At 46.4% G+C, this 12,460-nt stretch carries 7 protein-coding genes and 1 tRNA gene; 3 read left to right on the forward strand and 5 right to left on the reverse strand.

Annotated features, from left to right (window positions below):
• Positions 1 to 49: 49 nt before the first annotated feature.
• Positions 50 to 1,612, reverse strand: a complete 1,563-nt coding sequence (locus E4N65_RS03885; RefSeq protein WP_253674121.1) for an extracellular solute-binding protein — start codon at positions 1,610 to 1,612, stop codon at positions 50 to 52.
• 171 nt (positions 1,613 to 1,783) lie between these two features.
• Here E4N65_RS03885 and E4N65_RS03890 point away from each other — a divergent pair, with 171 nt between their 5' ends.
• From E4N65_RS03890 to E4N65_RS03900, 3 genes are all read left to right on the forward strand, one after another.
• Complete coding sequence (locus E4N65_RS03890) at positions 1,784 to 2,662, forward strand: peptide ABC transporter ATPase (RefSeq protein WP_044013004.1); 879 nt, start codon at positions 1,784 to 1,786, stop codon at positions 2,660 to 2,662.
• Position 2,663: 1 nt separating this feature from the next.
• The gene (locus E4N65_RS03895; protein ID WP_253674123.1) at positions 2,664 to 4,934 is read left to right on the forward strand and encodes a glycoside hydrolase family 2 protein; all 2,271 of its coding nucleotides are present in this window, start codon (positions 2,664 to 2,666) and stop codon (positions 4,932 to 4,934) included.
• Positions 4,935 to 4,994: 60 nt separating this feature from the next.
• Positions 4,995 to 5,067: transfer RNA gene (locus E4N65_RS03900), tRNA-Met, on the forward strand.
• 174 nt (positions 5,068 to 5,241) lie between these two features.
• On the opposite strand, the gene E4N65_RS03905 is transcribed toward E4N65_RS03900, so the two are convergent.
• From E4N65_RS03905 to E4N65_RS03920, 4 genes are all read right to left on the reverse strand, one after another.
• Entirely contained in the window at positions 5,242 to 7,878 is a 2,637-nt protein-coding gene (locus tag E4N65_RS03905; RefSeq protein WP_253674125.1) for a transglycosylase domain-containing protein, read from the reverse strand.
• The gene (locus E4N65_RS03910) at positions 7,853 to 9,721 is read right to left on the reverse strand and encodes a glycoside hydrolase family 2 protein (protein WP_253674126.1); all 1,869 of its coding nucleotides are present in this window, start codon (positions 9,719 to 9,721) and stop codon (positions 7,853 to 7,855) included. The genes E4N65_RS03905 and E4N65_RS03910 overlap by 26 nt, the downstream gene beginning before the upstream one ends.
• Entirely contained in the window at positions 9,718 to 11,097 is a 1,380-nt protein-coding gene (locus E4N65_RS03915) for an MFS transporter (RefSeq protein ID WP_044012994.1), read from the reverse strand. The genes E4N65_RS03910 and E4N65_RS03915 overlap by 4 nt, the downstream gene beginning before the upstream one ends.
• A 594-nt stretch (positions 11,098 to 11,691) precedes the next feature.
• The gene (locus tag E4N65_RS03920) at positions 11,692 to 12,399 is read right to left on the reverse strand and encodes a DUF2715 domain-containing protein (RefSeq protein ID WP_253674127.1); all 708 of its coding nucleotides are present in this window, start codon (positions 12,397 to 12,399) and stop codon (positions 11,692 to 11,694) included.
• Positions 12,400 to 12,460: the final 61 nt, after the last annotated feature.

Below are 12,460 nucleotides of genomic sequence, written 5' to 3' on the forward strand. Positions count from 1 at the left end.
GATGCCCAATACGCCCGCAAAGCGATGCTTATGCAGGCGCAGCAAGAGGTTATTTCCTTACGTGCTCGTTATAGAGTGTAAGGTACTTTTCAATGCCGACATTATTCATTTCGGTAACATAGGCATTCCAATCCTTATCAAGATCTTTTTTCCCGGTGATAAAATCATTGTTCCATTTTTCAAATGTATCTAAGAGCGGAGTACGTAGAATACCTGCTTCTTCCGCGACAGCATCATCAAACAGCGGAGTAGGGGGAATCGGCTGGATCGCCATATCCATCTTTTCTACTTCTGCATTGATACGAGCATAATTGTCATCGTACTTGGTCATTTCTCTGCTGTTAATCCATACCAGCTGCGTCGTATCGGCTCCGCATCCGTATTTCAACTGCATCGTCTTGTAAACACCTTCAGGAGCTTCGGTAATTTCCTTTGCATACTTGATTTTACCGTTTTCAACCGTATAGGTTACGCCTTCTACTCCGAGACACCAGAGTTTTGCACCTTCATCGCTGAAGAAAATGTTGTCGATTGCACGAACAATTTGTTCAAAGTCAGCGCGTTTTGCTGTCTTTGACGGGAACATGATACCCCATTGTGTTCTGCTCTTGGGCTGATGGTGTGCGCCAGCAGGGCCTGCAAGAGGCGGATACATTTGCAGCTTAAAGCCTTCGATAGGCGATTTACCTGTAACGCCGCCGATTTGGTCATAGTACGCATAGGTGGCAACCGCTTTGCCGGTAGCGAGCTTTTGCGCCCATTTATCACCATCGATAGGCTCTGCCATTTCAGGATCCAGCAGTCCCTCTTTGTAGAGCTTTGCAAGGAAACGTGCATAGGCCTTATACATTTCCGTTACGGCGCCTGCAAAATAGTTACCCTTTGCATAGTCCCAGCTTAAAACGCCGGTACCGGTTGAAGAATTTTTGCCGAGGCTGATGCCGAATGACGGCATTGTCATTCTATATAAAACCCGCGGGCCGGCCAAAATGGTCAGGGGGTAGGAGTCGGGATTATCTTTTTTGTATTTCTTTAAGAAGACATAGAGGTCGTCGAATGTTTTCGGCTGAGAGAGGCCGTATTTCTTCAGCATGTCTTCGCGTAAAATCAATCCGCCGTCGTAAAAAGGAACATCAAATAAAGAAGGAAGATAATAATATTTTCCGTCCTTTAGGCGCACTGCGTCGATGTCTTTTTCCAATCCGAATTTTTTTACTTGTGCATTAAAGTTCGGAGTCCATTCGGCATAGTCGCTGATCGGAATAAGCGCGCCGTTTAATGCCAATGAACCGTTTTCGCCGTTCGTGTTTTGGTAAAGGATTACATCGGGGCCGTTGCCGGTATTTAAGGCTAACGATACTTTGGTGTTGTAATCGGCAATCGGTATCGGTTCAAAGTGCAGTTTTGTGTTTGAGCGTTTTTCCGATTCCTGCACGGTCAGCCAATCGGCTTTGAAGGGAAGCGTTGCATTGTCTGAATAGTACAATGAGATTTCAATCGGCTTTTCCGAATTGGTTTTCGTTGCGGATGCGTCCGTTTTTTTCGTATTGCACCCGCTCAGCAAGGTACCGGCAATCAACAGTGCGGCACAGAGCTTCAACATACGTTTCATAATTTCCTCCGAATTCATGAGCATCTTTAAAAGTATTTTGGTTTGTATCAAGATGCTCTTTAAAAAGGGTAACCTGCTATTATCCATTTGTCAAGTTTTACTGTGTGTTTTGATACGAATTTTTGAGTATGTACTTGCGAAGATGCAATAACCGGCTTATACTAAACCGATATGCGGTTTTTTGATAGGTTTTTTCGCTGGGTAAAGAGACCACAGATATATGCGCTGGTTGGCGGTAACGGTACCGGAAAAAGTTTTAGAGCACGGTTGGTCGCCCAAAAATACGGAATAGATTTAATTATCGATGACGGATTGGTCATTAAAGGCGATAAAATACTCGCGGGACATTCTGCAAAACGGGAAAAAACCTTTTTGGCAGCGGTAAAAACGGCTGTTTTTGACGATAAGCAGCACCGTGATGAAGCGGCCAAAGTTCTTCATCAATTAAGCCGTAAAAAAGTGCTTATTTTAGGTACGTCGGATAAGATGGTCAATAAAATTGCGACGAGGTTGCAGATTCCGCCGCCGCAAAAAATTATCCGCATTGAAGATATCGCAACAAGGGAAGAGATTGAAACCGCTATCCGGAGCCGCCGTGTCGAAGGGAAGCACGTTATTCCCGTTCCGTCTGTCGAGGTGAAGAGGAACTATCCGCAAATATTTTATGATAAAATCAGGCTGCTGTTCCGTAATGCAAATATCGGGCACTTAAAAGAAGAAGAAACATTATTTGAAAAATCGGTTGTACGTCCCGAGTTCTCAAAGGTTTATGCGGCACAAGTTTCCGACACCGCATTAAAAGAAATGGTTATACAATATGCGGCTCAGTATGATAGTGCGGTAAATATTAAGAAAATTACCGTTCAAACCGAAGATAACGGTTATAGAGTTATTATGATGGTCGATATGCCGGCAGGGCCTGATTTGACAGGTAGGATATTGGCATTAAAAGATTCTATTATAAAAAATATCGAGCGGTATTCCGGGATTTTTATCGAAGACCTTAATATCGTATTAAATCAGATGATTGATATACAAACGGAGGCGTAAAATGGCACGGACACTGATCCCTTTATGGCAAAATTGGCAATTTGCAGAAAACTTTACAGAACAGTACATACAAACCCATTGCGACGAAACACATTTTACCGAAGTGCAGCTTCCGCATACGGTAAAAGAATTGCCGTATCATTATTTTGATGAAAAAGTATATCAAGTAGAGTCGTGTTATCGAAAAAAATTTGCCGTCTCTTCTCAGTTGCAAGGGATGCGCCTTTTTATCGACTTTGACGGAGTGATGTGCTATGCCAAGGTCTTTGTTAACGGACAGCCGGTCGGCGAGCATAAAGGCGGATATGTTCCTTTTTCCGTAGACATTACTCAATATGTTGAGTATGGAGATGAAGAAAGGAACGTATTGGTTGTATATGTCGATTCGACGGAACGAGCCGATATCCCTCCGTTCGGCGGTGAGGTTGATTACCTTTGTTACGGAGGTATTTACCGCGATGTTACGCTGCGCGCAGTACCCTATTGTCATATCGAATCGATGTATGCCCGTCCTGTTTCCGTTTTAACGGCAGAAAAAAGTTTGCAGGTTGATATTGCGATTGCACACAGCGAACGGACAAATAAGTCGATCGATGTTTCCGTAGCGCTCTTCGATTCCAGAAACCGGAAACGGGCAGAGTTGAGCAGAAGTCTTGTTGTATCCGTTCCCTCTCTTTCTTTATCGATGCTTATGGATGAATTAACCGGCTTAAAATTATGGACGCTTGAAAAGCCTGAATTGTATCGTGTCGAAGTATCTTTACTGGAAGACGGTATGGTATGTGATGCCGTATCTGCCCGTATCGGCTTCCGCACGGCTGAGTTTACGCCGGAAGGTTTTTTCTTAAACGGCAAGCCGCTGAAGCTGCGCGGTTTAAACCGGCACCAGTCTTTTCCCTACGTCGGTTATGCGATGCCTGAACGGGTGCAGCGGAAAGATGCTGATATTCTGAAATACGAGCTTGGCATTAATATCGTCCGTACTTCGCATTATCCGCAGTCGCCGTATTTTTTGGATCGATGTGATGAGATTGGCTTATTGGTTTTTGAAGAAACGCCCGGTTGGCAGCATATCGGCGATTCCGCATGGCAGGATGTCAGTTGCGAAAGTATCCGGAAGATGATCATTAGAGATCGAAATCATCCTTCTATTGTATTGTGGGGAGTACGCATTAATGAATCGCCTGATTGTACGGCGTTTTATCAGCGCACAAATACGATCGCCCATGAGCTTGACCCGTACCGGCAGACCGGCGGTGTCCGCTGTATTGAAAACAGTGAATTTTTTGAAGACGTCTATACGATGAACGATTTTATATACGGCTCTCAAGGATTGCCTGCCGGTAATGGAGCGGGAACTGCGCGGGTGCTTCGTTCTCAACGTGAGGTTACGGGACAGTCCGATGTGGTGCCGTATCTGGTGACTGAGTTCGGCGGACACATCTATCCGACAAAACGGTTCGATCAGGAAGAGCGTTTGGTTGAGCATGCAAAGCTTCACCTCGCGGTACAGAATGCCGCCGCCCTCGACCCGCAAAAATGCGGCGCAATCGGATGGTGCGCATTTGACTATAATACTCATGCAAATTTCGGTTCGGGCGACCGTATTTGCTACCACGGTGTGATGGATATGTTCCGCCTTCCTAAGTTCGCCGCAAGCGTCTATGCAAGTCAGCAGTCTGCGGAAGTACGGCCAGTGTTGGAACCGTTGACCCGTTATACCGTCGGCGACCGTGCAGTCGGCGGAATTGCGCCGCTTATCATCTGTACGAATTGTACGGCAGTTAGGCTTACTATCGGCGAAAAAGATTTAGGTCTGTTCTATCCCGCTTTTGACCGGTATCCCGGGTTTGTGCATCCGCCTGTTGTTATCGAGAACCTTCCAAGCGTGTGGGGCGGCGGATGGGAAGATGCCGTATTCACCGGCTACCATAACGGTAAAGAGTGTATTACCCGCCGCTTTACTGCAAATCCCGTTGCGGCGCAGCTTGTACTTACCGCCGATGAGACAAAACTTCGGGCGGACATACCCGATGCCGTCCGCTTTGTTGTGCGCCTCCTTGATCAGGCTGGAAACGAATTACCGTATAGTTCCGAGGTTGTGCAGATTAAGCTGAAAGGCTCCGCCGAGGTTATCGGCCCTAAAGAGTTCGCCCTCATCGGCGGCGCCCGCGGCTTTTGGATTAAAACGCTCGGAAAAGCCGGCACGGTAAAGGTGTCCGCACAAACCGGTGAATTTAAAAGCGGAACCGTTTCAATCCGCATCCGGTAAAAATTTTAAGGGTAATTGACAAAGATTTTATTTTACGCTATATTCTTCAAGTATTTTTACGGCGGTATAGCTCAGTTGGTAGAGCAAACGGCTCATATCCGTTAGGTCATAGGTTCAAGCCCTATTGCCGCTAACTCCTTTAAAAGACACTCGTTCAGAGTGTCTTTTTTTTGCAAATTAAATCTAAGGGAAAACCGCTGCGCAAAGCTTACCTCTCAAAAACTGATTCGCAGTCCGCAAAACGGATATGATAAATCATTTCCTTACAGGACAAACCGATAAGACTTGCGTTTTTAGAGGCTTCTACTCATTCAACAGTGAATACAACCGATACCTCTTCATCGCCGCAGCGGACGATAAGCCGGTGTTCTCCTTTTTCCAGCGGAAGGCTGCCTGAAAACGGGCGGTTTAGGGTAATCGGAGCGCGGCCGTCGTAGCTAATGTATACGGTATCTTCCGCTCCGCCGGTAATTTCGATTGGAACACCGGTGCCTTGGTAACGAGCATTGCTGACAAAACGGCTGCCGTCTGCCGGCCGGATGACAGTTAACGCATTGCTCGGCTGTCCGATTGTACCGTGCCGTGTGATGTTCGCAAACCAGCGCCGGTATTCTTCGGGGTATACGGTAACTAAGTGCCCGTTTTGTATTTGGTGCCAGCTGCATTCGCCGCCCGCTTGTTGATATGTGTTCCCCGCTTGTTCATATTCGCCGTTTTCCCGTTTATGTGTGCCGTGCCGATTGAGGGCATTGAGCCGGTTGGATGTGCCGAAGCTGCCGTATCCGCGCTGTCCATTGTACCTGTTGTGCTCGTTGAAAGCGGTGAATGCGGACGGTAGATATTCCTGCACGGTGTTGTGGCATGCATGACCGGCGGGCATTCCCGAAAGGGCGCAAACGGATTCGCGGCGCCAGTGCTCCGGTTCTGCAAAGTTTTTTGCCGGTACCGTAAGACCGTCCGCGAAGGGCTGACTGTGCAGCCGGACGAGTAAGTTCCGTGCAATCGAAGCGGGAGCGGAGCTTCCTGTTTTTCCGATAACAGTATTGCCTGCAAAATTCCCCATCCAGATGCCGACGGTAAAGGCTGATGATGATGCGAGGGCGATAAGGCTTTGAAATTGATTCGCTGTGCCTGTTTTAAAGATGGAAGGGAAGGGGGTGTTTAGGGGTGAAGAAAATCCGAACCCCTTTGCCCTCGCTGCGGAATCTGAAAGGATTGAACAGATGAGCCGCGCGGTGTCTGCGCTGAAAGCCTGTCTCGGTGCGGAAAAGCCGTCGGCAGTGCTCCCGTCCGTAAATGAGCGCAACGGAAGGAGTACTCCGTCGCGCGGAAAAACGCTGAACGCGCGTACCAGTTCGTAGAGGGAAACCGGTACACTGCCGAGTGCAAGCGACAGTTTTACATCCGCCCCGTCTGTCCCGATAGACTGAAAGCCGAGTTCCTCTAACGTGCGCAGATAGGTTTCGATACCGAGTTCGTTGAGGAGATAGACGGCGGGGATGTTGAGGCTGGAGGCAAGCGCAATCCGTAAGCGGACGGGACCGTTAAACCGATTATTAAAGTTGCGCGGGATATACGCCTCTTCCTTTCCGAACCGTATCGGAATATCCGGCAAGACATCCGACGGCTTCCATCCTTGTTCCAATGCGAGCGCATATAAAAACGGTTTGGAACTGCTTCCGCTCTGATTTAACGCGGTAACGCCGTCGATTTTTCCATTGCTTTCATCGTCAAAATATGAGTTCGAGCCTATCCACGCAAGGATATTTCCGGTTGCGTTTTCGATAACGAGAACGGCGCCGTTGTGTACGCGGGCTTGAGGATTGCTTTTCAACTGAGCGCGGAGGAGCAGTTCAGCCTGAGCGGACAAGGCACTGTCTGCGGTTAAATACCAGTCGGGCGGCAAGGTACGAGGCACCGCTTCGGGTGATGTCGATGCAGGAGATGCCGATACGGACCGGTGCGCAGTCTGTGTTTGACTGGTCATCTGCGGGGAACTGCTGTCTTGCGTAATTTTCGGGCTGTCTTCCGGGTGCGGTTGAGTACCGCCTTGAGGAACTTCCGGTTGTCGGTGAAAATCGCCTGCTTTATACCGCCGCACAAGGTATTCGATGTAATGAGGCATCCCGAAGGGGTATTCAAAGCGGCGTGCGGTACGGGTCGCCTGCAACAGCCGGTTTGTAAGCGGGGTGTCTTGCTGTCCGTCCTGCCCTTCGCTTTCTTGCATAAAGACGGAGCGGTAGAGCGCGGCCGCTTTTTCGGCACAGGCTTCGGGATGCTCAAGCGGGTTGTAACCGGCGGGACGGCGGGGAATGACTGCGAGGCAGCAGAGCTGTTCCGCAGTCAGTTCCGAAAGCGGCAGGGCGAAAAAATTCCTTGCTGCCGAGGTAAGGCCTTCGGTTTGGAAGCCAAACGGAAGGCTGTTAAGATAGAGTTCGAGAATAGCCTGTTTTGAAAGGCGCCGCTCAATCCGGAGCGCGTTTCGAGCTTCGCGGAGCTTTGCAAAAAACGTGCGCCTTTTTGCCGGAACGACGAGGCGGGCGAGCTGCATCGTAACGGTAGACGCGCCGCTGACCCGCTTTCCGCTGCTGATATTTTGATAAGCCGCCCGTGCAATAGCGGCAACATCGATGCCGCGGTGGGAGAAAAAATCCTTGTCCTCCGCAGCGAGAAAGATGCGGACGGCGTCGGGCGGCATCGATTCATACGCCGTAAACTCACGCCGTATGCCGTCTTCCAGTGCAAGGATTTGAATGAGGTTGCCGCTCCGATCATGGACGCGGGTACTCCAATCCCGCTGCATAAAAGCATCCAGTTCCGGAAACGGCAAAAAGAGCGAAAGCCAAGTGCCGATACAGAGTGCAATCAGCAACGCCGCCGTGCCGTACAGCAGCCGTTTTTTAGATAATCTGCGCGTATTACTCTGCCGTATTTTTATAATCATTTATAATCGGCACAGTTTTTTTGAAAAGTTCATGTAACGTTTCGGCAATCTGTAAGCTCAAGTCCATATCCAATTTTGTTTCTTTTCTGTCGTAAGTAAAAATACCGTTCACCTCATCTTCAACATCGCTCACTTGAGTGTAAATTGAAGCGCTCAATCCCTTTTCCATTGCCGGATATACATCGGTTTCATAGAGGTTCCGGATACCGCCGTTTAAAGATTGCGTATCTTTGAAGATTTTATAACCGTATAAAATATCGGAGGATGTATGACCGTCCACGGCTAAGCTGAAACCTCCGAATTCGGTTAAGGCTAAGATCCGGTTCAACGGATCGGGTTTCGGGCGGAAGGACTTAAAATAAATATGATAGCTGTGGAAATCTCCTGCACCTTGATCAAAATAGCCGCTTGCATGATCGATGAGCCTCGTGGGATCTTTTTTATGGACGTATTCCGCCATTGAGGCTGCTTCGAATTGCCCCCATCCTTCATTAAAAGGAACCCATACCGAAAGGCTTACCGTATTGTACAGTAAATCGATGGTACATTCGGCATCGCGTAAAAATATGTTTCGACCCTTTTCGCTTTTGCGTCCGTGGAGGGCATAGCGGTTTTTCCTATCGTTAAAATTGAAGCCGAGCCACGGTGCATATTGAACGACCAACGGTTTATACGGACCGCCGCCGCTGACAAAATCCTGCCAGACAAGCATTCCGAGCCTATCACAATGATAGTACCAGCGGAGGGGTTCTATTTTAATGTGCTTCCTCAGCATATTAAAACCCATATCTTTCAGTTTTTTAATTTCCCAAATCATCGCCTCGTCGGAAGGCGGCGTATACATTCCGTCGCTCCAATAACCCTGATCCAAGAGCCCGTGATGAAAGATCGGCGCTCCGTTTAGACTGAGAACGGGACCGTGTTTGCCGTTGATGATCCCGAATTCCCGCATACCGAAGTATGAAGTTACCGTATCCTCTCCTGCACGGATTTCTACATCATAGAGGAAAGGATGTTCGGGACTCCAACTCTTAAAATCGGCAGGCATTTTTATCCGCAGCGGATTGGTTGTGAGCGTGTCTTCCGCAATTACAGAACCGGAGTCAAAGATTTTAATGCGTATATCATTATCACGTTTAACATATCTATCATCAAGGCGATGCGAAGGGTGTCTATCGTTTCCGGTGACATCGGATCCGGTAATAAAAACCGAAATTTCAACTTCACCGGTTTGATAATGAGGCGTTATATTGATCTTTTCGATATGAGTGCCAGGAACTTTTTCGCACCATACGGTTTGCCAAATACCGCTCTGACCCGTGTACCAAATCTCTCCTCGGTTTAAGGTTTGCTTACCGTAGGCCTCATCACCGGTATCGGTATCGTCGGTAACTGCAATGACAATTTCCGTTGTATCACCGTTTAAAAAATTGCTGATATCAAAAGAGAACGGCCAGTATCCTCCCGAATGGGAACCTACTTCTTTACCGTTGACATAGACGGTACAGTGTTGATCTACCGCTCCGAAATGTAACAGGAGCCGCTCACTCGGTTTACATTGTTCAAAGTTGAATGTTCTGCGGTACCACAGCGTTTCACCCGGAAGTAACTGCCGCTGTACATTTGACAGGATTGTTTCCGGAGAGAACGGTACGATTATTTCTCCGTCCCATATTTTAGGCATCTGTTTATCGGCGGTTATCGCGTAGTCCCATGCTCCGTTTAAGCATTGCCATTCTTTCCGCGCCAACTGAGGACGGGGATAATCGTTTAAGGGCTTTCGCTTGTCGAGGGCTTCACCCCACGGTGTGAGTAAAGGTTTTATCGGTTTGTTTTTTCTCATGTTATTGTCTCGATGGTAAGGAGGTCGTTTCTGCGCCGGTTATACATTTTCGATGCGAAAAAGAGCGGAAAGAGCGCCGTTACCGCTAGAATTGCTCCCCACAGATAGATGGATTCTGCGGGAATATTTTCGATGATTCCGAATTCATTCGCGATGGAGCCTGCTCCGTTTTTAACAATAATGTTGCCTATCACGGTTCCGATAATCATCGGGGTGAGGACGAAAAAGAGAATACGGATACCTTCAAACTGACCGCGTGCGGTTTCGGGATAGAGTTCTTTAACCCAGATGGTCATCGATTGCGTAACAAGGATTTGTCCTGCACCTGCAAGGAAAACGGAAAGGAACAGCGGAATGTTTTGCACGCAGAATACCGTTTCCGTGTTAAAAGCTGCGGGCTTTGCAAAGAGCGATAAAATGCATAAGCCGACGATATTCAGAATAATTGCAAAACAGGCAAGCTGCGGAGTACGCCTCTTATTGATAATCCCGATTGCAGGAATCACCAGCAGGGACGCAGCGACTAAACTTAATCCTTGAATAATACCCATGTTCCCTGCGTTAAAGCCCATGCGGTAAATCATCCAGTTTCCCATGTGGACAAAATAAACATTGAACGAAACAAAAAAAAGCGCTGTTGTAATACACGCAAGCATCAATTCTTTTTGAGAAAAAAATCCTTCCGCTTTAAAGATCGAGCTTAATTGCTCCCAAAATGAACCCGTTTTGTAGGGTTTTAAGTTGGGAGCATCTTTTAATAGAAGAAGAGAGAGAAGCCCTGCAAGGATGACAAAGATACCCATAGACCAAAACAACCGTTGATAGTTATTTTCGCTGCCGATGAGCAAACCGCCCAATACGGTGCCGACGATGGTGCCGATTATCGGTTGAATTGCGAGCACGGCTCCGACTTGACCGCGGTTTTTATCGGTAGTCATGTCATTGCTCCATGCGTTGTATCCCGAATCGTTTCCCATAGAGCCGAAAAAGCTCATAACATCATCGGCTAAGATAACAAGAACTGCCGCCCAGATTGAAGCTTTTGCTCCGGTTCCGACCTGTCCGTGTCCTACAAATTCGGTAAGACCGAACAGAATCGTTGTCAATCCCCATACGATGTAGCCTATAGAGATAAATCTTCTTCTCGAACCTATTCTATCCGACAGTGTCCCGAATATGAAGGTTGAGAATGTTGTGACCAAAGCGCTGGTAATAACCATGAGCGTTACGATAGAGGAATCTTTTGCAATCTTTGCATACACAAAGGTATTAAACCATTGATTTTCGATATTCCAGCATAACTGCCCCGCAAGACCTAAGCCCCACATTAAAAACCAAAACCGTTTTGTTCCAATAAGACTTTTTTCAGTTTTCATCACGTCTATCCAAGATAAAGTAAGGAGTGTTAAAAGTTTGTAATTCGTGGTATGTTTAGATTAGAAAGAAAAAACAATACCACAAAAGAAATTACAGACCTGAATCAGTGTAACGCAAACTTAAGATAATTGCTATCCTTGATCAACTTTGGTGAAGTTGTTGCGGCCACTTTGAATACCTTTTGTTACGCCACACATAAAAATTGGATTATAGTGTTGAGACTATCGGGCTGATCCTCTTCGTACATCAGATTCTTAAATGGATTCGGTTTAGAATCACTCAAACGCAACAATATCATCGCACACACCTATGCCGTAAGTTCAAACCGCAAACCGGTAAGTGCTTTACGGCTATGACGGCAACCTAAATCTACAGAAAACCTCTAAAAACTGAAGTTTTTAGAGGTTTTCCTATACATCTGATTGGCAGTTTTATAGCAAAACATACGTCATAATTATGTATCCAATCAGCGATTTTGCTCATTTGTATGTTGCTGTATTTACCTATGGTAAATTTTTCGTAAAATAAAGCTCTTGCTCAATAAAAAAGGCAGCTCATTTAATGGGCTGCCTTTTTGCGTAAAACAATTAAAATTAGAACTTTAGCGAAAGACCTAACTTTAAGTTTACACTGTTAGCAAGAATATCTTTTAGCTTATCTTTATTTGAAACATTGATGGATGTACTGCCAAGCTTGAAAGTTTTTTCAACCCTTAAGGGTACAAAATAGAAAGTATCAGCTATGCCGCCGTAAATGCCTATCATATCGGTAAAATAAAAACTTGCTAAAATATTTGCACCTAAACCGAACATAACATCCAACTTTTCGTATGATGCGTTAAGAGCTCCTATCTTCGCAGTTTCCGTCGAGCTCACCGCATTTAAACCTAAGCCGCCGCCTACAAAGAGGTTAAACCTTGATTTTTCAAAAAATGTATAACCTGCTCCAATCTGACTATCGAATATAACATGACTCTTTTTTATAAAATTTTCTGTCCCGCCGCTTACATTATTAAACAAATCCTTATGGCTCTTTCCGGGAAAGGCAATTTGAGCCATTAGATAAAAAAATTCGGCTCTCAGATCCACTGCGATTCCAGCCGCATTGTTGCTTTCATTTCTAAGATTTTTTACTGCATTTTCTAAATTAGCTAAACCCAATGCAGTGACATCGCCTTCGTTTTTACTGTGAACAAAATAATTCGTAAAGGCAGGACCGAACGAAATCGAAAAATCTGCAAATGCAAAAACAGCAGATGCAAGCGAAAGAACCAAAACCAAAACCATCTTCTTGTGCTTCATAATTAACCTCCTATAAAACACATTTTTTCTATTTATAACATATATAAAATAGAACCTAGTA

Origin of the sequence: Treponema sp. OMZ 855, from assembly GCF_024181145.1 — a bacterium.
Lineage (GTDB): Bacteria > Spirochaetota > Spirochaetia > Treponematales > Treponemataceae > Treponema.